Consider the following 22,210-nt stretch of genomic DNA (forward strand, 5'->3'; position numbering starts at 1 on the left):
ACGGCACGCATGGACGCGATGGCCATGTCAGGGCAGGCAGGGGAGGTGCGGACGCTGGTCGCCGATGCCGACCTCATGGTGCGGGCGCTGCCCGGCACCAATGCCCGGCTCGTGCTGTCCTTCACCGGCGTGCAGCACGGCATGGGCCAGATCCCGGCGGACGAGTTCATCGGATCGGCGGCGGGGGCGGGGCGCAACCACGTGCTGTTCGTGAGCGACCTGGCCCGCACCTGGTTCACCCGCGCGGGGCTGCAGGAGCGGATCGTCGACATCGTGACGCACTATGCCGCCGAGCACGGCATCGCCGACATGGCGGCGATCGGCAATTCCATGGGCGGCTACGGCGCGCTCCTCCTTTCCGACCGGCTGCCGCTGTCGGTGGTCGCGGCCTTCGCGCCGCAGGTCAGCATGGATGCGACCGTGGTGGCCGAGCCGCGCTGGCCCGAGTTCCGCGCGGGCTTCGGTCCCGACCTGCCGGCCTCGGTGGCGGGGCCGGTCGCGGCGGCGCGCGGCACGGTCTTCGTGACCATGGGGGCGCAGGACGCGCTCGACCGGCGGCACATGGCGCTCTTGCCCGAGGCGGCGCATGTGCACCGGTTCCTGCTGCGGGGCTGCGGCCACAACACCGCGTCGTTCCTCAAGGAGCGCGGGGTGATCCGCGAGGTCGTCGCGGCGATGCTGGCGGGCGAGGTGGACCGGGTCCGCGCGCTCTATGCCGGGGTCGGGCTGGCGGAACCGGAGGGCGCGGCATGACGCGGACGGGATCCTGCCTCTGCGGTGCGGTGCGCTTCGCCGCGGCCGAGCTCGGCAGTTTCGGCGTCTGCCACTGCTCGCAGTGCCAGAAGTGGACCGGATCGGCCCTGTTCGCCGTGACGGTTCCCGAACACGCCCTGCGCATCGAGGGCGGCGACGCGGTGCGCACGCGGCGCACGTCCGACTGGGCGAGCCGCTCGAACTGCGCCGGGTGCGGCGCGCCGCTCTGGTACCGCTACGACCGGGGCGTCGACGGCGCCGGGGACTACGAGCTGCCCGTGGGGCTGCTCGACGACGCGAACGGGCTGGTGCTCGAGCGCGAGATATTCACGGACCGCAAGCCGGACTGCTGGACCCTCTCCGGGGACCACCAGCGGCTGAGCGAAGCCGAAACCCACGCCCTGTACGGGCCGCATGTGGAAGGAGCCTGACCATGACCACCTACGACGAGACCTGGGTCCGGGCCGAGACCGCGAAACGCCGCTGGCTTGAGGAGAACGGCCTCTATGCCGAGGCGGAGGAACACGCCTCCTGCGGGGTGGGCCTCGTGGTGTCGCTCGACGGCAAGCCCTCGCGCAAGGTGGTCGACGCGGGGATCACCGCGCTCAAGGCCATCTGGCACCGGGGCGCGGTCGACGCCGACGGCAAGACCGGCGACGGCGCCGGCATCCACGTGCAGATCCCGCCCGCGTTCTTCTACGACCAGATCGACCGCACCGGCCACGCACCGCACAAGGACAAGCTGATCGCCGTGGGGCAGGTGTTCCTGCCGCGCACGGATTTCGGCGCGCAGGAGACCTGCCGGACCATCGTGGAGACCGAGGTCCTGCGCATGGGCTACTACATCTACGGCTGGCGCCACGTGCCGGTGAACGTCGACTGCCTGGGCGAGAAGGCCAACGCGACGCGTCCCGAGATCGAGCAGATCCTGATCTCGAACCAGAAGGGCGTGGACGAGGAGACCTTCGAGCGCGAGCTCTACGTCATCCGGCGGCGGATCGAGAAGGCGGCGCTGGCCGCCGGCATCGCGCAGCTCTACATCGCGTCGCTGTCCTGCCGGTCGATCATCTACAAGGGGATGATGCTGGCGCAGGACGTGGCCGAGTTCTATCCCGACCTCAAGGATCCGCGGTTCGAGAGCGCCTTCGCGATCTACCACCAGCGCTATTCCACCAACACCTTTCCGCAATGGTGGCTGGCGCAGCCCTTCCGGATGCTTGCCCACAACGGCGAGATCAACACGCTGAAGGGCAACGTCAACTGGATGAAGAGCCACGAGATCCGCATGGCGTCGAACACGTTCGGCGACTGGGCGGCGGACATCAAGCCGATCATCGCGAGCGGGGCGTCGGATTCGGCCGCGCTCGACGCGGTGTTCGAGGTGCTGGTGCGCGCGGGCCGCAACGCGCCCATGGCCAAGACCATGCTGGTGCCCGAGAGCTGGTCCAAGCAGGCGGACGAGCTGCCGCAGGCATGGCGCGACATGTATTCCTACTGCAACGCGGTGATGGAGCCGTGGGACGGCCCGGCGGCGCTGGCCATGACCGACGGGCGCTGGGTGTGCGGCGGGCTCGACCGCAACGGCCTGCGCCCGATGCGCTACGTGGTGACGGGCGACGGGCTGCTGATCGCGGGCTCCGAGGCGGGCATGGTGCCGGTCGACGAGGGCACGGTGCGCGAGAAGGGCGCGCTTGGTCCCGGGCAGATGATCGCCGTCGACATGCGCGAGGGGCGGCTCTACCACGACGTCGAGATCAAGGACAAACTGGCCGCGGCGCAGCCCTTCGGGGAATGGGTCGGCAAGATCACCGAGCTTGACGACGCGCTGGCGCGCGTGACCGAGGCCGCGATGTTCGAGGGCGGCGAGCTGCGCCGCCGGCAGGTGGCGGCGGGCTACACCGTCGAGGAACTGGAGCAGATCCTCGCGCCGATGGCCGAGGACGGCAAGGAGACGGTCGCGTCCATGGGCGACGACACGCCGTCGGCGGTCCTGTCCAAGCGCTACCGGCCGCTGTCGCACTTCTTCCGCCAGAACTTCAGCCAGGTGACGAACCCGCCGATCGACAGCCTGCGCGAATTCCGAGTGATGAGCCTCAAGACGCGGTTCGGGAACCTCAAGAACGTGCTCGACGAGAGCTCGGCGCAGACCGAGATCCTGGTGCTCGACAGCCCGTTCGTGGGCAACCGGCAGTTCGACGAGGTGATCCGCAGCTTCAACGCGGACATGGTCGAGATCGACTGCACCTTCGCCGCCGGGCAGGGGCGCGACACGCTGCGCCGCGGGCTCGAGCGGATCCGGTCCGAGGCCGAGGACGCGGTGCGTTCGGGCGCGGGGCACATCGTGCTGACCGACCACCACCAGGACGCGGACAAGGTGGCGATGCCGATGATCCTTGCCACGAGCGCGGTGCATTCGCACCTGACGCGCAAGGGGCTGCGGACCTTCTGCTCGCTCAACGTGCGGTCGGCGGAATGCATCGACCCGCATTACTTCGCGGTACTGATCGGCGCCGGGGCCACCGTGGTGAACCCCTACCTCGCCGAGGATTCGATCGCCGACCGCATCCGCCGCGGCCTGATCGAGGGATCGCTGACCGAGGCCATGGCGCGCTACCGCGAGGCGGTCGATTTCGGCCTGCTGAAGATCATGTCGAAGATGGGCATCTCGGTCATCTCGTCCTATCGCGGCGGGCTGAACTTCGAGGCGGTGGGCCTGAGCCGCGCCATGTGCGCGGAGTTCTTCCCGGGCCTCGTCAGCCGCATCTCGGGGATCGGCGTGTCCGGCATCCAGAAGAAGGCCGAGGAGATCCACGCTCTGGGCTTCCGCGGCGGGCAGGACGTGCTGCCGATCGGCGGATTCTACAAGGCGCGCAAGTCGGGCGAGAGCCACGCCTGGGGCGCGCAGAACATGCACCTGCTGCAGGCGGCGGTGGGCCGGTCGTCCTACGAGATGTGGAAGAGCTACTCGAAGGCGATGCAGGCCAACCCGCCGATCCACCTGCGCGACCTCCTCGCGATCAAGCCGCTGCGCGAGGCCGTGCCGCTCGAGGAGGTGGAGAGCATCACCTCGATCCGCAAGCGGTTCGTGACCCCGGGCATGTCGCTGGGCGCGCTGTCGCCCGAGGCGCACCGGACGCTGTCCATCGCCATGAACCGCATCGGCGCGAAGTCCGATTCGGGCGAGGGCGGGGAGGATCCGAAGGACTTCACCCCCGAGCCGAACGGCGACAACGCGAGCGCGAAGATCAAGCAGGTGGCGTCGGGCCGGTTCGGCGTGACGGCGGAATACCTGCTGCATTGCGAGGAGCTCGAGATCAAGATCGCGCAGGGCGCCAAGCCCGGCGAGGGCGGCCAGCTGCCCGGCATGAAGGTCACGAAGCTGATCGCCAAGCTGCGCCACTCGACGCCCGGCGTGACGCTGATCTCGCCGCCGCCGCACCACGACATCTACTCGATCGAGGACCTCGCGCAGCTGATCTACGACCTGAAGCAGATCAACCCGCGCGCCAAGGTGACGGTCAAGCTGGTGGCGCAGTCGGGCGTCGGCACGATCGCGGCGGGCGTCGCCAAGGCCAAGGCCGACGTGATCCTGATCTCGGGGCACAACGGCGGCACGGGCGCGAGCCCCGCGACCTCGATCAAGTACGCGGGCCTGCCGTGGGAGATGGGCCTGACCGAGGCGCACCAGGTGCTGTCTCTGAACAACCTGCGCTCGCGCGTGACGCTGCGCACGGATGGCGGCCTGCGGACCGGGCGCGACATCGTCATGGCGGCGATGCTCGGGGCCGAGGAATACGGCATCGGGACCGCGGCGCTCATCGCCATGGGCTGCATCATGGTGCGGCAGTGCCAGTCGAACACCTGCCCGGTGGGCGTCTGCACGCAGGACGACGCGCTGCGGGAGAAGTTCACCGGCAACGCCGACAAGGTGGTGAACCTCATCACCTTCTACGCGCAGGAGGTGCGGGAGATCCTCGCCTCGATCGGTGCGCGGAGCCTCGACGAGGTGATCGGCCGTGCGGACCTGCTGAGCCAGGTGAGCCGCGGGGCGGACCATCTCGACGATCTCGACCTGAACCCGCTGCTGATCCGCGTGGACGGGTCGGACGACACGGTCTACGACCGCACCGGCCCGCGCAACGAGGTGGACGACACGCTCGACGCCGAGATCGTGAAGGACGCCGCGCGCTTCCTCGAGGAGGGCGAGAAGATGCAGCTCTCCTACGCGGTGCAGAACACCCACCGCACCGTGGGCACGCGCACCTCGAGCCACATCGTGCGCAAGTTCGGCATGCGCAACACGCTGCAGCCCAACCACCTGACGGTGAAGCTGTCGGGATCGGCCGGCCAGTCGCTCGGGGCCTTCGCGGCGCCGGGGCTCAAGATCGAGGTGTCGGGCGACGCCAACGACTATGTCGGCAAGGGCCTGTCCGGCGGCATCGTCGTGGTGCGCCCGCCCATGCAGTCGCCGCTCGTGGCGGCCGAGAACACGATCATCGGCAACACCGTGCTTTACGGCGCGACCGCGGGCTACCTCTTCGCCGCCGGCCGGGCGGGCGAGCGCTTCGCGGTCCGGAACTCGGGCGCGCAGGTCGTGGTCGAGGGCTGCGGGTCGAACGGCTGCGAGTACATGACCGGCGGCGTCGCGGTGATCCTCGGGCCGATCGGTCCGAACTTCGGCGCGGGCATGACCGGCGGCATGGCCTACCTCTACGATCCCGAGGGCATGGCCGAGGGTCTCATCAACCCCGAATCGCTCGTGACCTGCCCGGTGACGACGCCGGAATGGGAGGCCGAGCTGAAGGGCCTGATCGAACGGCACGTGGCCGAGACCGGCAGCCGGCGCGCGCAGGACATCCTGCAGCACTGGGAGGAGGAGCGCGGCCGCTTCCGGCAGGTCTGCCCGAAGGAGATGCTCGACAAGATCGCGCATCCCCTGGGCATCGAGGGCGACCGCGCGGTGCCGGCCGAGTAGGGGCCCCCCGCGGGACGGGGCGGCCGGCTGTGGCCGTCCCGAGACGTTCCCCGGCTTTTCGACGCGGCACGGGCCGCCCGGTCGCACCGGGCGGCCCGACCGTGTAGGGTGGGCGCCGCATCCGGCGGGATGCGGAGCGGAAGGCGGATAGCGAGACAGGATGGCCGGAACGCGCAGGAAGGCGACCTCCGCCAGGGCGGCGGCGAAGGGCGAGGGGAGCGCACGGGCGCGGCCGCGCCCGCTGGCCTGGCTCGTGCGGACCTTCTGGCGGCTCGTCCTCGCGGCGGTGCTGCTGGCGGCGCTGGCGGTCGGGCTCTACCGCGTGGTGGACCCGCCGGTGACGCTCTACATGCTGCAGGAAAGCCGCCGGCTCGGCGGGATCGAGCGCGACTGGGTGCCGGCCGACGCCATGGCCCCGGTGATGCTGCGCGCGGCGGTCGCGGCGGAGGACGCGAATTTCTGCCGGCACTGGGGCTTCGACATGGACGCGATCCGCGACGCCATCGAGGATGGCGGGCGGCGGGGCGCCTCGACCATCAGCCAGCAGGTGGTGAAGAACGTCTATCTCTGGCACGGGCGGAACTGGGCGCGGAAGGCGCTCGAGGCGCTGCTGACGCCCGCGATCGAGGCGGTCTGGCCCAAGCGGCGCATCCTCGAGGTCTATCTCAACGTGGCGGAGTTCGATGCCGGCGTGTTCGGGGTCGAGGCGGCGGCGCGGCACTATTTCGGCGTCGCGGCCGCGGACCTGAGCGCGCTGCAGGCCGCCCGGCTCGCCGCGATCCTGCCCGATCCCAAGGGGCGATCGGCCTCGCGGCCCTCGGGCTTCGTCGAGCGGCGGGCCGCGCAGATCCGCGACGGCGCGGCCACCATCGCGCGGGACGGCCGCGCCGCCTGCTTCGAGGGCTGAGGGCGGCCGCGCTCTCGGCGCGGTTGAACTCTCCGTGCCTTGCCCTGTAGGAACGTGTCAGCCCTTTCCCCAACCGCTCCGGTCCCTTGTTCCATGGCCAAGCTCTACCACGTGCCGCTGTCGCCCTTCTGCCGCAAGGTTCGCCTGAGCCTCGCCGAGAAGAAGATCGAGGTCGAACTGATCGAGGAGCGCTACTGGGAGAAGGACCCCGATTTCCTGCGGCGCAACCCCGCGGCCAAGGTGCCGGTGCTGAAGATCGACGGGCGCATCCTGTCGGAATCCGCGGCGATCTGCGAATATCTCGAGGAGACGGTGCCCGAGCCCACGCTGATGCCGCGGAGCCCCGAGGCGCGCTACGAGGTGCGCCGCATCGTCGGCTGGTTCGACGACAAGTTCCACGCCGAGGTCACCTCGAAGCTGCTCTACGAGCGGGTGAACAAGAAGATCATGAAGACCGGATACCCGGATTCGGTGAACGTGAAGTCGGGCGCGCGGGCCATCAAGTACCACCTCGACTACATGGCGTGGTTGCTCGACCACCGCCGGTGGCTGGCCGGCGACGCCATGACGCTCGCGGATTTCGCGGCGGCCGCGCATCTCTCGGCGCTCGACTACATCTCGGACGTGGACTGGAACCGCCAGGAGGCGGTCAAGGACTGGTATGCCAAGATCAAGTCGCGCCCGGCCTTCCGGTCGATCCTGGCCGACCAGGTGCCGGGCTTCCCGCCGCCCGCGCATTATGCCGACCTCGATTTCTGATCCGGCGCGCGCGGTGCGCGCCTGCGGCGCGCGCATCCCCGCGCGGGGGCGCCGCCCCCGCACCCCCGTGCGAGGGCGCTGCCCTCGCGCTCCCGGGATATTTGCACCAAGAAGAAGGGCCGGGGGGACGTGCCCCGGCAGGGACGATGGACGCAGGGGATGAGGCGGCGCGGCTGAAGGAGCGGCTCGTCGCGCAGGCGGAGGCGGAGGGGTTCGCGCGCGCGCGCATCTGCCGGCCCTGGGACGTGCCGGAGGTGCCGGAGCGGCTGCGCGCCTTTCTCGCCGCGGGGTATCACGGGCAGATGGACTGGCTCGCCGATCGGGTGGCGTGGCGCGAGGCGCCGCAGGTCCTGTGGCCCGAGGCGCGGTCGGTGCTGATGCTGGGCGAGAGCTACACGCCCGGGCACGATCCGCGCGCGGTGCTGGCGCGGCGCGAGGCCGGAGCGGTGTCGGTCTACGCGCAGCACCGCGACTACCACGACGTGCTGAAGAAGAAGCTGAAGCGCCTCGCGCGGTGGCTCGTCGCGGAGGGCGGCGGCGCGGTCAAGGTCTTCGTCGACACCGCGCCGGTGCCGGAGAAGCCGCTCGGGCAGGCGGCGGGGCTCGGCTGGCAGGGCAAGCACACGAACCTCGTGAGCCGGCAGATGGGATCGTGGTTCTTCCTGGGCTCGGTGTTCACCACGCTGGACCTGCCGGCGGACGCGGCCGAGACCGACCATTGCGGGTCGTGCCGGGCCTGTCTCGACATCTGTCCGACCGACGCCTTCCCGGAGCCCTACCGGCTCGATGCGCGGCGCTGCATCTCGTACCTGACCATCGAGCATCGCGGGCCGGTCGACGAGGCGCTGCGCCCGGCGCTCGGCAACCGAATCTACGGCTGCGACGACTGCCTCGCGGTCTGCCCGTGGAACAAGTTCGCCGCCGAGGCGCGCGAGGCGAAGTACCACGCACGCGAGGACCTCCTGGCGCCGGATCTCGCGGAGCTCGCCCGGCTCGACGACGCGGGGTTCCGCGCGCGGTTCTCGGGATCGCCGATCAAGCGGATCGGGCGCGACCGCTTCGTGCGGAACGTGCTCTACGCGATCGGGAATTCCGGCTCGGCGCGGCTCGCCGCCGTGGCGCGGACGCTCTGCGAGGATGCCGATCCGGCGGTGCGCGACGCGGCGCGCTGGGCGGTGGCGCGGCTCGGCGCGGCCTGAGCCTTTTGTCGGCGCCCCGGGCGGGGTAGGGGAGGGCCGGGACGGCCCGGCAAGGAGAGCGGCATGCGCATCGTGTTCATGGGGACGCCCGGTTTCTCGGTGCCGGCGCTGGACGCGCTGGCCGGGGCCGGGCACGAGATCGCCTGCGTCTACACCCAGCCGCCGCGGCCCGCGGGGCGGGGCAGGAAGCCGCGGCCCGCCCCCGTGGCCGCCCGCGCCGGGGAGCTGGGGATCCCGGTCCGCCACCCGGTGTCGCTGAAGGATCCCGAGGCGCAGGCGGCGTTCGCGGCGCTCGGGGCGGACGTGGCGGTGGTGGTGGCCTACGGGCTGATCCTGCCGCAGGCCGTGCTCGACGCGCCGGCGCGGGGCTGCCTCAACATCCACGCCTCGCTCCTGCCGCGCTGGCGGGGGGCGGCGCCGATCCAGCGGGCGCTCATGGCAGGCGATGCCGAGACCGGCATCTGCATCATGGCGATGGAGGCGGGGCTCGACACCGGGCCCGTGCTGTTGCGCCGGACGCTGCCGATCGGCGCGGAGGACACCGCGGGCGCGCTGCACGACCGGCTGGCCGTGCTCGGCGCGGACGCGGTGGTCGAGGCGCTCGGGGCGCTCGACCGGCTCGAGGCCGTGCCGCAGCCCGAGGCGGGCGTGAGCTATGCCGCGAAGATCGACAAGGCGGAGGCGCGCATCGACTGGAGCCGGCCCGCGGTCGAGATCGACCGGCAGATCCGCGGGCTCGCGCCCTTTCCGGGGGCTTGGACGGCCTCGCCCGCGGGGCGGATCAAGCTCCTCGGCGCGCGGGTCGCGGCCGGGACGGGCGCGCCCGGCACGCTGCTCGACGGGTTCCGCGTGGCCTGCGGGACGGGCGCGGTCGAGGTGACGCGGGTCCAGCGCGAGGGGCGCGGGGCACAGGACGCGGACGCCTTCCTGCGCGGCGCGGGCTTCGGTCCCGGAACGGTGCTGGGCGCGGGCTAGGGCGTCCGGTCCTCCGCCGCCGCGAGGCCCAGCTCGGCGAAGCGCGGCACGTAGGCGCCGAGGCGCAGGCCCTGGTCTGGGTTCGCGGCGTTGCCGTCGAGCGCGCGCCGCTTGACCCCCTGCAGGATCGCGCCCATCCGGAAGAAGGCGAAGGCCAGGTGGAAGCCGAAATCGTCGGGCATCGCGATGCCGCGGCGGGCGCAGTACATGGCGATGAACTCGGCGTCGGAGGGCAGGCCGAGATCCGCCCGGTCGACGCCGGCGAGCCCGCGGCCGTCGGGTCCGGGCGGCAGGCGCCACTGCATGATGACCGCGGCGAGGTCGGCCATCGGGTGGCCCAGGGTCGAGAGTTCCCAGTCGAGCACGGCGCGGCATTCCGTGCCCTCGCCGGCGAAGAGCAGGTTGTCGATGCGGTAATCGCCGTGCACCAGCCGGCGCTGGCCGGTCTCGTCGGGCAGCCGCTCGCCCAGGAGCGCGATCAGGCGGTCCATGTCGGCCACGGGTTCGGTCTCGCTCGCGCGGTACTGGCGGGTCCAGCGCGAGAGCTGGCGCGCGTAATAGGCGCCGGGCGCGCCGAAATCCGCGAGGCCCAGCGCGTCGACATCGATCTCGTGGATGGCGGCGAGCACGCGGGCCATCTCGTCCATCACCTCGGCCCGTTCGCCGGGGACCGAGTTCGGCATGGTGGGCGCCTCGACGTTGCGCCCCGAGACATGTTCCATCACGTAGAACATGCTGCCGATCACCCGCTCGTCGGTGCAGAGGGCGAGGACGCGCGGCACCGGCACGGCGCTGCCGTGCAGCGCGCGCTGCACGCGGTACTCGCGGTCGACCGCGTGGGCGGAGGCCAGCAGCTTGCCGGGCGGCTTGCGGCGCAGCACGTAGGCGCCCGAGGCCGCGTTCAGCCGGTAGGTGGGGTTCGACTGGCCGGCTGCGAAGCGGGTGGCGCGCAGCGGGCCGCTGAAGCCCGGGATCGCGTAGCGCAGCCAGGCCGAGAGGCGGTCGAGTTCGGGCTGGTAGAGGCTAGCCATCGGGGCCTGCCTGCGCCCTGAGCTCGGCGCGCGCGACCTGCCGGCGGTGCACCGCGTCGGGACCGTCGGCGAAGCGCAGCGTGCGCACATGGGTCCACATCCGCGCGAGGTCGAAGTCCTGGCTGATGCCGGCGCCGCCATGCATCTGCATCGCCTCGTCGATGACGCGGGCGGCCATGCGGGGGGCCACGACCTTGACCTGGCTGATCCAGGGCTGGGCGGCGCGCACGCCGCCCGTGTCCATCATCCACGCGGCCTTGAGGCAGAGCAGGCGCGCCATCTCGATCTCCATCCGTGCCTCGGCGATGATGTCGTGGTTGGCGCCGAGCTCGGACAGCGTCCGGCCGAAGGCGCTGCGCGACACCGCGCGCCGGCACATGAGGGCCAGCGCCTTTTCCGCCTGCCCGATCGCGCGCATGCAATGGTGGATGCGTCCGGGGCCGAGCCGGCCCTGCGCCACCTCGAAGCCGCGCCCCTCGCCGAGGATCACGTTCGCGGCCGGCACGCGCACGCCGGTGAAGCGCAGGTGCATGTGGCCGTGCGGCGCGTCGTCGGCGCCGAAGACCGTCATCGGGCGCAGGATCTCGATGCCCGGGGTCGCGGCGTCGAGCACGAACATGGTGTGGCGGGCATGTTTCGGCGCCGAGGCGTCGGTGCAGGCCATCAGGATGTAGACGGCGCAGCGCGGGTCGCCGGCGCCCGAGATCCACCATTTCTCGCCGTCGAGGACATAGGTGTCGCCCTCGCGCCGGGCGGCGAAGGCCAGCTGGGCGGCGTCCGAGGAGGCGATGCCGGGTTCGGACATGACGTAGGCCGAGCGGATCTCGCCCGCGAGCAGCGGCTCGAGCCAGCGTTCCTTCATCCACGGGGCGCCGTGGCGTTCGAGCACCTCCATGTTGCCGGTGTCCGGGGCGCTGCAGTTGAACACCTCGGCAGCGAGGGGGACCTTGCCCATCTCCTCGGCGAGGTAGGCGTAGTCGACCGTCGAGAGGCCGGGGCCGCGGTCGCTGCCGGTCAGCCACAGGTTCCACAGCCCGCGCGCGCGGGCGGCGGCCTTGAGGTCGTCGAGGATCGCGCGCTGGCGGTCGGTCAGGCGGAAGCGGTCGCCCGAGGGGTGCCGTCCCACCTCGTCGTGGAAGACGCGGTCGGCCGGGGCGATCTCGGTCTCGATCATGTCGCGCACGGCGGCACGCAGCGGCGCGGCGCGGGCGCTGAGGCCCAGGTCCATGGCGTTTCCTTCGCGTCTGGCGCGGGGGTTATCCCGGGTCGGGCAGGACGTGGTCGCGGAAGCGGTCGCGCAGGGTCAGCTTCGACACCTTGCCGGTCGCCGTCAACGGCAGTTCCTCGAGAAGCACGAGATCGTCGGGCAGCTGCCAGCGCGCCACGTGGTCGCGCATCGCGTCGTGCAGGTCGGCGAGCGTCGGCGGGTTCGCGGCGTCGCGGGGCACCACGACGAGCAGCGGACGTTCGTCCCATTTCGGGTGCGGCACCGCGATCACCGCGCAGCTCGCCACCTTGGGGTGGGCCATGGCGAGGTTCTCGAGGTCGATGGAGCTGATCCATTCGCCGCCCGACTTGATCAGGTCCTTGGTGCGGTCCTGGATCGTGACGAAGCCCTGGGCGTCGATGGTGGCCACGTCGCCGGTGCCGAACCAGCCCTCGCCGTCGAAGGCGTTGGCACTGGCCTCGGCATTGGCGAAGTAGCCCGAGATCACCGTGTTGCCGCGCACGAAGAGCTCGCCAGACGCGCGGCCGTCCTCGGGCAGGCGGGTGCCGTCCTCGTCGGCGATCTTGAGCTCGACGCCGAAGATCCTGCGGCCCTGCTTGGACTTGAGGCGCATGCGCTCCTCGACCGGCAGCTCGCGCATGGGTTCGGAGAGCAGGCCGTGGGTGCCGACGGGGCTCATCTCGGTCATGCCCCAGGCATGGATGACCTCGATCCCGGCGCGCTCGAAGCCCTCGATCATGGGGCGCGGCGCGGCCGAACCGCCGATCACCACCTGGCGGAAGCCCTCGGGCACGCGGCCGCGCGCCTCGATCTCGGACCGCAGGCCCAGCCAGACGGTCGGCACGCCCCAGGCGGAGGTGACGCCCTGCGCCTCGATCAGGTCGAACAGCGAGGCACCGTCGAGCTTCGGCCCGGGCATCACCAGCGAGGCACCGACGAGCGGCGCGGCATAGGGCAGGCCCCAGGCGTTCACGTGGAAGAGCGGCACGACCGGCAGGATGCGCCCGCCCTCCTGCAGCGAGGCCGAGAGCGCGATGGCGAGGCTCATGGCGTGCAGCACCGTCGAGCGGTGCGTGTAGAGCGCGCCCTTGGGATGGCCGGTGGTCCCGGAGGTGTAGCAGAGCGCGGCGGCGCTGTCCTCGGGCAGGCGGGGCCAGTCGTAGGTGTCGGGCTGGCCCTCGAACAGGTCCTCGTAGGCGACGAGATCGAGCCGGCTGTCGGGCAGCGCCTTGCGCTCGCAGAGGGCGACGAGCGTCATGCCCCTGGGCAGGCGGTCGGCGAGCGCCTCGACCAGCGGCAGGAAGGTCGTGTCGAAGCACAGCACCCGGTCCTCGGCATGGCCGATGATGTAGAGCATCTGCTCGGCCGAGAGGCGCGGATTGATGGTATGGCAGACCGCCCCCATGCCCGAGACGGCATAGTAGAGCTCGAAATGCCGGTAGCCGTTCCAGGCGAGGGTCGCCACGCGGTCGCCCGGGGCGACGCCCAGCCGGCCGAGCCCGTGGGCCAGCCGGGCCGCGCGGACATAGGCGGTGGCGTAGGTCTCGCGGTGCATGTCGCCCTCGACCCGCGACGACACGACCTCGGCCCCGGGATGGGCACTGGCCGCGTACCGCAGGATCTCGAGGATCGACAGCGGCTCGTTCATCATCATGCCTTTCATCCGGCCCTCCCTTGCCGTCCGACGTGCGCGACTCCAGATGGAGTGTGGTGCCCGGGGGCCTCTGCTGGCAACGACAAATCCCGGTGACGCAAGGGAAAACCTCACGTTACGGAAGGAACATCCGATGTCCGACACGCTGCGCCGCATCGCGCTGGCCCGCCGCCCGAAGGGCGCACCGGTGGCCGAGGACTTCTCGTTCGAGACCGGAGCGCTGCCCGAGCCGGGGGACGGCGAGGCGCTGGTCGAGGTCACGCATTTCTCGCTCGATCCCTACATGCGCGGCCGGATGGACGACGCGAAGAGCTATGCCGAACCGGTGGCGATCGGCGCCACCATGACCGCGCAGGGCGTGGGCCGCGTGCTGGCCTCGCGCGCGGAGGGTCTGACCGAGGGCACGCTGGTGACCGGCATGACCGGCTGGGCGAGCCACGCGGTGCTGCCCGCCACCGACCTCACGCCGGTTCCCGACGGGGTGGAACCGACCGCGGTGCTGGGCGTCCTCGGCATGCCGGGCCTGACCGGCTGGTACGGGCTGCACGAGATCGGCCAGCCGCAACGGGGCGAGACGCTGGTCGTGGCGGCGGCCACGGGCCCGGTCGGCTCGATGGTCGGGCAGCTCGCCAAGGCCGCGGGCCTGCGCACGGTCGCGGTGGCGGGCGGCGCCGAGAAATGCGCCATGGCGCGCGACGTCTACGGCTTCGACGCGGCGATCGACCACCGCGCGCACGACGACGCGAAGTCCCTCCGCGGGGCGCTGGCCGAGGCGGCGCCCGACGGCGTCGACATCTATTTCGAGAACGTGGGCGGCAAGGTGCTGGAGGCGGTGCTGCCGCTCATGAACACCCACGGACGGATGCCGGTCTGCGGCATGGTCGCGTGGTACGGCGGCGCCGAGGATACCGGCGACCGGCTGCCGGCCGCGTGGCGGTCGGTTCTGGTCAAGCGGCTGAAGGTGCAGGGCTTCATCATCATGGACCACTGGGACCGCATGCCGGATTTCCTGTCCGACGTGGGCCCGCGGGTGGCCAAGGGCGAGATCGCCTGGCGCGAGGACGTGGCCGAGGGGATCGAGCGCGCGCCCGAGGCCTTCATCGCCATGCTGAAGGGCGGCAACACCGGCAAGCAGGTGGTGCGGGTCTGAGACCCGCCGCGCGCGATCAGGCGGTGACGCTGGTCGCGGCGGTGCGGATCGCGCGGATGTTCTCGCCGTAGGGGGCGGGGTCGGAGACCGAGCCGCCCTTGAACACCGCCGACCCGGCGACAAGCACGTCCGCGCCCGCCTCGACGCAGGCGCGGGCGGTTGCGGGCGCGACGCCGCCGTCGATCTCGATGTGCAGGCCGGAGCCCGCCCAGGCGCGCAGCTGGCGCACCTTGGACAGGGTGTCGGGCAGGAAGCTCTGCCCGCCGAAGCCCGGGTTCACCGTCATCACGCAGACGAGGTCAACGAGGTCCAGCACCGGGCGCACCGCCTCGACCGGGGTGCCGGGATTGAGCGCGACGCCCGGCCGGCAGCCCGCGGCGCGGATCGCCTGCAGCGTGCGGTGGATGTGCGGCCCGGCTTCGACATGCGCGGTCAGGATGTCGGCGCCGGCCTTGGCGAAGGCCTCGATGTAGGGATCGACCGGCGCGATCATCAGGTGCACGTCCATCACCGTGCGCACGTGCGGCCGGATCGCGCGGCAGGTGTCGGGGCCGAAGGTGATGTTCGGCACGAAATGGCCGTCCATCACGTCGACGTGGATCCAGTCCGCCCCCTGCGCCTCGACCGCCTCGATCTCGGCGCCGAAGGCCGCGAAGTCGGCGGCGAGGATGGAGGGGGCGATCTTGACGGAGGCGGTCATGGCGGATCCTCGGCAACGGGCTCTCGGCCGCAGGCGGTAGGCCGCGGGGGCGCGGGCGTCAATAGCCGGCGGCGCGGTCCACGAGGTGCAACAGCGGCTCGCCCGCCTCGCCGCGCCGGACGTTCTCGGCGATCACGCGGGCGGCGGTGGCGGGTCGCGTCTCGGCCGCGACATGCGGCGTGACGGTGACGCGGGGATGCGCCCAGTAGGGGTGGTCCGCGGGCAGCGGTTCGGTGCGGAAGACGTCGAGCGTCGCGTGTCCCGCGCGGCCGTCGTCGAGCGCGGCGAGCAGCGCGTCGTCGTCGATCAGCGTGCCGCGGCCGGGATTGAGGAGGCAGGCGCCGGGGGCCATGCGGTCGAGCGCCGCGGCGTCGATCACGTTCTCGGTCGCGGGCGTGCCGGGCAGGAGCAGGACGACGATCTCGGCGCCGTCGAGCGTCGGGCCGAGCCCTTCGGCGCCGTGGCGGCAGGTGATGTCGGGCAGGTCCTTGGGCGAATTGCTCCACCCCCGCACGTCGAAGCCGATGCGCGCGAGCGCCGTGGCACAGGCCGCGCCGAGCGCGCCGAGGCCCAGCACCGCGACGGTGCGGTCCTGCGCAAGCGGCGGCGGCGCGTGGTTCCAGACGCGGTCGGGATTGACGATGTGCGCGTCCATTCCGAGATGGTGGCGCAGCACGTGGCCGGTGACCCACTCGGTCATGCCGCGGGTCAGCCCTTCCTCGTCGACCATGCGGACGAGGGGCTGGGTCAGGGTGCTGTTGCCGACGATGCGCTCGACCCCGGCCCAGAGGCTGAGCACGGCCTTGGCCCGGGTGAACGGCCCGAAATCGTCCGGGCCGTCATTCGGCGAGTAGACGATGTAGTCGACCTCGTCCGGCGCCATCTCGGGGGCGAGGCGGGCGTCGATGCCGGCCTCGGCCAGCGCGCGGGTCAGGGGCTCGCGGTACGCGGCCCAGCTGTCGCCGGAGGCGGCGAAAAGGATGTTCACGGTCATGGATGCCTCATCTCGGCCTGTGGATATGCGCGCTCTGCACGAGGCCGAACGCCACCATGAGCACGAGCATCGCCGAGCCGCCGTAGCTGACGAGCGGCAGCGGCACGCCGACCACCGGCGCGAGGCCCATCACCATCGACATGTTCACGGCGAAGTAGAGAAAGAAGGTGAGCCCGATCCCGAGCGTCAGGAGCGAGGAGAACCGGTCGCGGTTCTGCAGCGCCGCCACCACGCAGAAGACGAGGATGAGCACATAGAGGATCAGCAGCGAGATGCCGCCGAGGAAGCCGAATTCCTCGGCCAGCGTGTTGAAGACGAAGTCGGTGTGCTTTTCCGGCAGGAAGTTCAGCCGCGACTGGGTGCCCTGCATGAAGCCGCGGCCGGTCCAGCCGCCCGAGCCCATGGCGATCTTGGCCTGCGTGATGTGGTAGCCGGCGCCGAGCGGGTCCGAGGACGGGTCGATGAAGGTGTCGATGCGGCGGAACTGGTAGTCCTCGAGCAGCTGCCAGTCGGTGCCGCGGCTCTTGAACACGGTGACGACGAAGCCGCACCCGGCCGCGATGACGGCGCCGAAATAGGCCCAGTGCACGCCCGCGAGGAACATCATCAGCCCGCCGCCGGTCAGCAGCAGGATCGCCGTGCCGAGGTCGGGCTGCGTCAGGACGAGCCCGGTGGGGATGAGGATCAGCACCACCGGCAGGAGCACCCAGAGCGGGCGCGAGGCCTTCTTCATGGGCAGCCAGTCGTAATAGGCGGCGAGGATCATCACGAGCGTGATCTTCATCAGCTCGGACGGCTGGAGGCGCATGAAGCCCAGGTCGATCCAGCGCTGGGCGCCCATGCCGACGGTACCGAAGAACTCGACCATCACGAGCAGGCCGACCGACACGAGATAGGCCAGCACGGACATGTTGCGCCAGAACCAGATCGGCACCATGGCCACGACGAACATCGCCGCGAGCCCGAGCGCGTAGCGCTTGATCTGCGGCTCGGCCCAGGGTTCGAAGGACCCGCCGGCGACCGAGTAGAGCATCAGGAAGCCGACGCTCGCCACCGCCGACAGGAGCAGGATCAGCGGCCAGTTGAGGTAGAGCGCCTTGCGCCAGCCGGCGGGGACGGTCTTGACCGTGTACTCGAGGTAGCTCATGCGCCGGCCCCGCTTGGATGCGCGGCGCGCGCGCCGGACGGCGCGACAGGATGGGACGGCCGGGACGTCATGCGCGGCTCGTGTCCTGGTCGGTGGCCATGCGGCGCTGCTGCTTCAGGCGTTCCTGCAGCGCCTCGATGTCGCCGCGGTCGGCGGTCGGGTAGGCGTCGAGCGGCGGGTCGCCGTTGTAGAGGGCCTGCAGGGTCACGTCGCGCGCGATGGGCGCGGCCGCGGTCGAGCCACCGCCGCCATGTTCCACCACCACCGCCACGGCGATGCGCGGCGCCTCGTAGGGCGCGAAGTTCACGAAAAGCCCGTGGTCCCGGCGGTTCCACGGCAGGTCCTCGTTCCGCACGACGCCGCGGGCGCGTTCGGCCGCGGTGATGTTGCGCACCTGGCTCGTGCCGGTCTTGCCGGCCATGCGCATGGTGTCGGCGATGATGCGCGAGCGGTAGGCGGTGCCGCGGCGGTTGTTCGAGACCTCGAACATCGCCTTTCGGATCCAGCGCAGGTGGTTCTCGTTCATGGTGATCGGACCGCCGCCGCGCGACGGCGTCTCGACCCCGTCGATCGACTTGACGAGCCGCGGCTCGACCGCGCGGCCGGTGGCGAGGCGCGCGGTCATCACCGCCAGCTGCAGCGGCGAGGTCAGCACGTCGCCCTGGCCGATCGAGCAGTTCACGGTGTCGCCGATCCGCCATTCCTGGCCCCAGCGCGCGCGTTTCCATTCCTTGTCGGGCATGATGCCCTCGCCGACGGCCGACATCGGCACGTCGTGGGCGACGCCGAGGCCGAGCCTGCGGCCCATCTCGGCGATGCGCTCGATCCCGACGCGGAGCGCGAGCTCGTAGAAGTAGACGTCGCAGGACTGCATCAGCGCCTGCTCGAGGTTCATGTGGCCGTGGCCCGCCCGTTTCCAGCAGTGGAAGCGGCGGGCGCCGACCTTGAGGTGACCCGGGCACCAGACGGTGTTCGAGGGTCCGACGATCCCCGATTCGAGCGCCGCGAGCGCGGTGATCATCTTGAAGGTCGAGCCCGGCGGGTAGAAGCCCTGCACCGTCTTCGAGACGAGCGGATGGCGCTCGTCGGCCTGCAGCGCGCCGTAATCCGCGTAGGAGATGCCGCGCACGAACTTGTTCGGATCGAAGCCCGGCGTTGAGGCGATGGCGAGAAGGTCCCCCTTCTCGAGGTCCATGACCACGACCGATGCGCTCTCGTCGCCGAGCCGGGCATGGATGTAGTCCTGCAGGCGCGTGTCCACGGTCAGCTGCAGGTCGGCGCCGGCCTCGCCCTCGCGGCGGTCGAGCTCGCGCATCACGCGGCCGGCGGCGTTCACCTCGACCCGCTTCGACCCGGCGCGGCCGCGCAGCATGTCCTCGTACTTGGTCTCGACCCCGATCTTGCCGAACTGGAAGCGCGGGATGCGCAGCACCGGGTCGGGGTCCTCGTAGCGCGCGAGGTCGCGTTCGGACACGGGCTGCACGTAGCCCACGACGTGCGCGAAAATCTGGTCGTGCGGGTAATGCCGCGACAGGCCGACCTCGGGGTTCACGCCCGGCAGGGCGGGGGCGTTCGCGGCGACGCGGCTCACCGCTTCCCAGCTCACGCGGTCGGCGACGGTCACCGGCAGGAAGGGCGCAGACCGCTTCATCTCGGCCATGGCACGCTCGATCTCGGCGGGGTCGAGTTCGACCAGCGTGGCGAGCCGCGCGATCGTCTCCTCGAGGTCGCCGGCGTCCTCGCGCACCACGGTGATGCGGTAGGCCGGTTCGTTGGCCGCGATCACCACGCCGTTGCGGTCGAAGATCTGGCCGCGCGCCGGCGGGATCAGCCGGATGTTGATGCGGTTCTCCTCGGCCAGGAGGCGGAACTCGTCGGCCTGGTCCACCTGCATGTGTCGCATGCGCAGCGCCAGCAGCCCCGCGAACGCGAGCTGGCCGCCGCCGAGGATCATCGCCCGGCGCGAGACCCTGCGGAAGCTTTCGGCGCTGTCCTTCGGTGTGCGTCTCATCTGCGAAATGCCTGTCCCTAGCCTGCCCGTCCGGTCCCGAGCCCCAGCCGGTCGCCCTCGGGCCGGCCGGTGCGGCGCAGTCCGAAGACGACGCGGGTCACCGCGGCGACCACCGGGTAGACGAGGATGGTCGCGGCGGTCTGAGACAGCAGGAGCGTCCCGTTCGCTGTCGGCACTATAAGCACCAACAGGACGATTTGATAGATGAGCGCCATCACGATGAGCGCAGCCGCGACCGAGGCCCATTCCACCGCGAAGGCGGTGTCGCGGCTCCGCCGCTCGCGCGTCTTGAACCGTTCGACGACCACGAGCGCGAGCGCCGCCCAGAGCCCCGGCGGCCGCTGGAACACGAGGTCCGCGAGCAGCATGGCGAGCGCCACCGACAGCGCGGGCACGTAATCGGGCCGCCGGACCGCCCACGCGAAGGTGAAGGCGAGGATGACGTCCGGGCCGGCCAGCGCGCGCGGCGTGAAGTCGAGCGGCAGCAGGTGGAAGAACATGACCGCGAGGCAGAGCGCGAGGTAGACCCCGCGCATCCACCACAGCCGGACCGGACCCGCCTCAGCCATCCACGGCCTCGGGCACGGGCTGGTCGGAGGGGGCGTTCTCGGGCGCGGCCTCGGCCTGCGGGGCCGAGGGCGGCTCCTCGGGCAGGATGAGCCCCGAGGGGGTCGAGACGCGGCGCGAGCCGTGGTCGCGCAGCACGCGCAGGAATTCGAGCCGCTCGTAGTCGGCGGCGAGGCGCACGCGCAGCCTGCCGCCGGGGTCCTGCGCGACCTGCCCGATCAGCAGGCCCGGCGGGAACACGTCGCCGTCGCCCGAGGTCACGATGCGGTCGCCCGGGCGGACGAGGTCGGGATTCTCGAGGAAGTCGATGGGCGGGGCCGAGGAATTGTCCCCGGTCACGAGCGCGCGCTGCCCCGAGGGCTGGATCAGCGCGGGGATGCGGCTCGTCGCGTCGGTCAGCAGGATCACCCGGCTCGTGTTGGCGCCCACGCCCGAGATGCGGCCCACGAGGCCGATCCCGTCCATGGTGGCCCAGCCGTCCACGATGCCGTCCCGCGACCCCACGTTGATCAGCACCGACTGCCGGAAGGGCGAGCCCGAATCGGCCAGCACCACCCCGGTGATGTAGGTGAGCTTGGGGTCGAGCCGCACGTTGTTGAGGTCGCGCAGGCGCGCGTTCTCCTGTTCGAGCTGCAGCGCGGCTTCCTTCCACGCGGTCATCTGGCGCAGCTCGCGGCGCAGTTCGCGGTTCTGGTCGTAGATGTTGCGGTAGCTCTCGAAGTCCCGGAAGATCCGGACCGCCGCGGTGACGGGCGCCATCGCCCAGTCCATCCGCGGCACGACCACGTCGACCACCTGCGCGCGGAAGCGTTCCACCCGCGGGCTGTCGATTCGCCAGATCAGGAAGAGGCCGGTCAGGCACACGACCAGGACCGCCAGAAGCAGTCGCTTCAGCGGGCCGGAATAGTCTTCGGCTGAACGGTCGCGTGCCACTCGTCGTCCTCGTGTCCGAGGATACCGCGTCAGCTGTCGTAGTCGATGGCGTGACGCAGCTGTTTCTCGTATTCCAGCGCCTTCCCGGTGCCGAGCGCGACGCAATTGAGCGACTCGTCGGCGATGGAGACGGCGAGACCGGTCTGCTCGCGCAGCGCGAGGTCGAGATCACCGAGCAGCGCGCCGCCGCCCGTGAGCATCACGCCGCGGTCCACGATGTCGGCGGCGAGGTCCGGGGGCGTCGCCTCGAGCGCGGTCATCACCGCCTCGCAGATGGTCTGGACCGGTTCCGACAGCGCCTCGGCCACCTGGGCCTGGCTGATCTCGGTCTCCTTCGGCACGCCGTTCAGCAGGTCGCGGCCGCGGATCTGCATGGACGAGCCGCGCCCGTCATCGGGCATGCGCGCGGTGCCGATCGAGGTCTTGATGCGCTCGGCGGTCGATTCGCCGATCAGCAGGTTCTGCTGGCGGCGCAGGTAGTTGACGATCGCCTCGTCCATGCGGTCGCCGCCGACGCGGACCGAGCGGGCATAGACGATGTCGCCGAGCGACAGGACCGCCACCTCGGTGGTGCCGCCGCCGATGTCGACGACCATGGACCCGGTCGGGTCGGTGATCGGCATGCCGGCGCCGATGGCCGCGGCGATCGGTTCGGCGATGAGCCCGGCCTTGCGGGCGCCCGCGGACAGGACCGAGGAGCGGATCGCGCGCTTTTCCACCGGCGTCGCGCCGTGCGGCACGCAGACGATGATCTTGGGCTTGTAGAAGGTCGAGCGGCGGTGAACCTTGCGGATGAAATGCTTGATCATCGCCTCGGCGGTGTCGAAATCGGCGATGACGCCCTCGCGCATCGGGCGGATCGCCTCGATGGAGCCGGGCGTGCGGCCGAGCATGAGCTTGGCGTCCTCGCCCACGGCCAGGACCTTTCTCACGCCATCCTTGACGTGGTAGGCGACCACGGACGGTTCGGACAGGATCACGCCGCGCCCCTTGACGTAGACGAGCGTGTTCGCCGTCCCGAGGTCGATGGCCATGTCTGCCGAAAACATGCCCATGAGTCTGTCCAAGCCGAACATTGCGCTTCCCCCGATGGAATAGGGCCCGCGACTCTGGACAGAGCGGCGGGCCGGTGGCCCTTATAGGCCCGGACCGCATGCGGTGAAAGGGGAGGGGGGCCGCAAATAGGCGTTATTCTGCTGTACGGCGATCACGCGTCCGCCATGCCTT

18 protein-coding genes are annotated in these 22,210 nt (G+C 71.2%); 8 read left to right on the forward strand and 10 right to left on the reverse strand.

Annotated elements, in window-relative coordinates; all coding sequences use genetic code 11:
* The first annotated feature begins 9 nt into the window (after positions 1 to 9).
* The 7 genes from RISW2_RS02540 (at position 10) to fmt (ending at position 9,568) form a co-directional block, all read left to right on the forward strand.
* A complete protein-coding gene (locus RISW2_RS02540) occupies positions 10 to 753 on the forward strand; it encodes an alpha/beta hydrolase family protein (RefSeq protein WP_043766173.1) in 744 nt (247 codons plus the stop codon).
* Positions 750 to 1,184: a GFA family protein gene (locus RISW2_RS02545; RefSeq protein ID WP_043766176.1), complete on the forward strand. Its 435-nt coding sequence runs from the start codon at positions 750 to 752 to the stop codon at positions 1,182 to 1,184. Before RISW2_RS02540 ends, RISW2_RS02545 begins: the two co-directional genes overlap by 4 nt.
* Before the next feature lie 2 nt (positions 1,185 to 1,186).
* Positions 1,187 to 5,728, forward strand: a complete 4,542-nt coding sequence (gltB, locus tag RISW2_RS02550) for a glutamate synthase large subunit (protein WP_043766178.1) — start codon at positions 1,187 to 1,189, stop codon at positions 5,726 to 5,728.
* A gap of 160 nt (positions 5,729 to 5,888) precedes the next feature.
* Entirely contained in the window at positions 5,889 to 6,635 is a 747-nt protein-coding gene (mtgA, locus tag RISW2_RS02555; RefSeq protein WP_084615219.1) for a monofunctional biosynthetic peptidoglycan transglycosylase, read from the forward strand.
* Between the two features lie 93 nt (positions 6,636 to 6,728).
* On the forward strand, positions 6,729 to 7,394 hold the full coding sequence (fzlA, locus tag RISW2_RS02560) for an FtsZ-binding protein FzlA (RefSeq protein WP_043766182.1): 666 nt from the start codon (positions 6,729 to 6,731) through the stop codon (positions 7,392 to 7,394).
* Positions 7,395 to 7,540: 146 nt separating this feature from the next.
* Entirely contained in the window at positions 7,541 to 8,593 is a 1,053-nt protein-coding gene (gene queG, locus RISW2_RS02565; protein ID WP_043766184.1) for a tRNA epoxyqueuosine(34) reductase QueG, read from the forward strand.
* Positions 8,594 to 8,656: 63 nt separating this feature from the next.
* Positions 8,657 to 9,568 (forward strand): methionyl-tRNA formyltransferase, encoded by a 912-nt coding sequence (fmt, locus tag RISW2_RS02570; protein WP_043766186.1) that lies wholly within the window; start codon positions 8,657 to 8,659, stop codon positions 9,566 to 9,568.
* Here fmt and RISW2_RS02575 read toward each other — a convergent pair.
* From RISW2_RS02575 to RISW2_RS02585, 3 genes are read right to left on the reverse strand one after another with little or no spacing between them, the layout of a single operon-like run.
* Positions 9,565 to 10,599, reverse strand: a complete 1,035-nt coding sequence (locus RISW2_RS02575) for a phosphotransferase family protein (RefSeq protein ID WP_043766188.1) — start codon at positions 10,597 to 10,599, stop codon at positions 9,565 to 9,567. The genes fmt and RISW2_RS02575 overlap by 4 nt on opposite strands.
* The gene (locus RISW2_RS02580) at positions 10,592 to 11,827 is read right to left on the reverse strand and encodes an acyl-CoA dehydrogenase family protein (RefSeq protein ID WP_043766190.1); all 1,236 of its coding nucleotides are present in this window, start codon (positions 11,825 to 11,827) and stop codon (positions 10,592 to 10,594) included. Before RISW2_RS02580 ends, RISW2_RS02575 begins: the two co-directional genes overlap by 8 nt.
* 28 nt (positions 11,828 to 11,855) lie before the next feature.
* Positions 11,856 to 13,490, reverse strand: coding sequence for a long-chain-fatty-acid--CoA ligase (locus RISW2_RS02585; RefSeq protein ID WP_043766192.1), 1,635 nt, complete (start codon positions 13,488 to 13,490; stop codon positions 11,856 to 11,858).
* Positions 13,491 to 13,614: 124 nt separating this feature from the next.
* Here RISW2_RS02585 and RISW2_RS02590 point away from each other — a divergent pair, with 124 nt between their 5' ends.
* A complete protein-coding gene (locus RISW2_RS02590; RefSeq protein WP_043766194.1) occupies positions 13,615 to 14,631 on the forward strand; it encodes an NADP-dependent oxidoreductase in 1,017 nt (338 codons plus the stop codon).
* Between the two features lie 16 nt (positions 14,632 to 14,647).
* On the opposite strand, the gene rpe is transcribed toward RISW2_RS02590, so the two are convergent.
* The 7 genes from rpe to RISW2_RS02625 form a co-directional block, all read right to left on the reverse strand.
* Positions 14,648 to 15,331, reverse strand: a complete 684-nt coding sequence (rpe, locus tag RISW2_RS02595; RefSeq protein WP_043766197.1) for a ribulose-phosphate 3-epimerase — start codon at positions 15,329 to 15,331, stop codon at positions 14,648 to 14,650.
* Between the two features lie 58 nt (positions 15,332 to 15,389).
* Entirely contained in the window at positions 15,390 to 16,325 is a 936-nt protein-coding gene (locus RISW2_RS02600; RefSeq protein ID WP_043766200.1) for a 2-hydroxyacid dehydrogenase, read from the reverse strand.
* 7 nt (positions 16,326 to 16,332) lie between these two features.
* The gene (gene rodA, locus RISW2_RS02605; RefSeq protein WP_043766202.1) at positions 16,333 to 17,472 is read right to left on the reverse strand and encodes a rod shape-determining protein RodA; all 1,140 of its coding nucleotides are present in this window, start codon (positions 17,470 to 17,472) and stop codon (positions 16,333 to 16,335) included.
* A 67-nt stretch (positions 17,473 to 17,539) separates the two neighbouring features.
* Positions 17,540 to 19,483, reverse strand: a complete 1,944-nt coding sequence (mrdA, locus tag RISW2_RS02610) for a penicillin-binding protein 2 (RefSeq protein ID WP_043766205.1) — start codon at positions 19,481 to 19,483, stop codon at positions 17,540 to 17,542.
* A 17-nt stretch (positions 19,484 to 19,500) separates the two neighbouring features.
* Positions 19,501 to 20,052, reverse strand: coding sequence for a hypothetical protein (locus RISW2_RS02615; RefSeq protein ID WP_043766207.1), 552 nt, complete (start codon positions 20,050 to 20,052; stop codon positions 19,501 to 19,503).
* Positions 20,045 to 20,983, reverse strand: a complete 939-nt coding sequence (gene mreC / locus RISW2_RS02620) for a rod shape-determining protein MreC (protein WP_043766210.1) — start codon at positions 20,981 to 20,983, stop codon at positions 20,045 to 20,047. Before mreC ends, RISW2_RS02615 begins: the two co-directional genes overlap by 8 nt.
* A gap of 29 nt (positions 20,984 to 21,012) precedes the next feature.
* Positions 21,013 to 22,059 (reverse strand): rod shape-determining protein, encoded by a 1,047-nt coding sequence (locus RISW2_RS02625; protein WP_043766213.1) that lies wholly within the window; start codon positions 22,057 to 22,059, stop codon positions 21,013 to 21,015.
* Positions 22,060 to 22,210: the final 151 nt, after the last annotated feature.

Source organism: Roseivivax isoporae LMG 25204, assembly GCF_000521865.1.
Taxonomy (GTDB): domain Bacteria; phylum Pseudomonadota; class Alphaproteobacteria; order Rhodobacterales; family Rhodobacteraceae; genus Roseivivax; species Roseivivax isoporae.

Bases quoted from the DNA above. Each gene is read 5' to 3' on its own strand.
- RISW2_RS02540 (WP_043766173.1), top strand. From the start codon at position 10: ATGGACGCGATGGCCATGTCAGGGCAGGCAGGGGAGGTGCGGACGCTG.
- RISW2_RS02545 (WP_043766176.1), top strand. From the start codon at position 750: ATGACGCGGACGGGATCCTGCCTCTGCGGTGCGGTGCGCTTCGCCGCG.
- gltB (WP_043766178.1), top strand. From the start codon at position 1,187: ATGACCACCTACGACGAGACCTGGGTCCGGGCCGAGACCGCGAAACGC.
- mtgA (WP_084615219.1), top strand. From the start codon at position 5,889: ATGGCCGGAACGCGCAGGAAGGCGACCTCCGCCAGGGCGGCGGCGAAG.
- fzlA (WP_043766182.1), top strand. From the start codon at position 6,729: ATGGCCAAGCTCTACCACGTGCCGCTGTCGCCCTTCTGCCGCAAGGTT.
- queG (WP_043766184.1), top strand. From the start codon at position 7,541: ATGGACGCAGGGGATGAGGCGGCGCGGCTGAAGGAGCGGCTCGTCGCG.
- fmt (WP_043766186.1), top strand. From the start codon at position 8,657: ATGCGCATCGTGTTCATGGGGACGCCCGGTTTCTCGGTGCCGGCGCTG.
- RISW2_RS02575 (WP_043766188.1), bottom strand. From the start codon at position 10,599: ATGGCTAGCCTCTACCAGCCCGAACTCGACCGCCTCTCGGCCTGGCTG.
- RISW2_RS02580 (WP_043766190.1), bottom strand. From the start codon at position 11,827: ATGGACCTGGGCCTCAGCGCCCGCGCCGCGCCGCTGCGTGCCGCCGTG.
- RISW2_RS02585 (WP_043766192.1), bottom strand. From the start codon at position 13,490: ATGAAAGGCATGATGATGAACGAGCCGCTGTCGATCCTCGAGATCCTG.
- RISW2_RS02590 (WP_043766194.1), top strand. From the start codon at position 13,615: ATGTCCGACACGCTGCGCCGCATCGCGCTGGCCCGCCGCCCGAAGGGC.
- rpe (WP_043766197.1), bottom strand. From the start codon at position 15,331: ATGACCGCCTCCGTCAAGATCGCCCCCTCCATCCTCGCCGCCGACTTC.
- RISW2_RS02600 (WP_043766200.1), bottom strand. From the start codon at position 16,325: ATGACCGTGAACATCCTTTTCGCCGCCTCCGGCGACAGCTGGGCCGCG.
- rodA (WP_043766202.1), bottom strand. From the start codon at position 17,472: ATGAGCTACCTCGAGTACACGGTCAAGACCGTCCCCGCCGGCTGGCGC.
- mrdA (WP_043766205.1), bottom strand. From the start codon at position 19,483: ATGAGACGCACACCGAAGGACAGCGCCGAAAGCTTCCGCAGGGTCTCG.
- RISW2_RS02615 (WP_043766207.1), bottom strand. From the start codon at position 20,052: ATGGCTGAGGCGGGTCCGGTCCGGCTGTGGTGGATGCGCGGGGTCTAC.
- RISW2_RS02625 (WP_043766213.1), bottom strand. From the start codon at position 22,059: ATGTTCGGCTTGGACAGACTCATGGGCATGTTTTCGGCAGACATGGCC.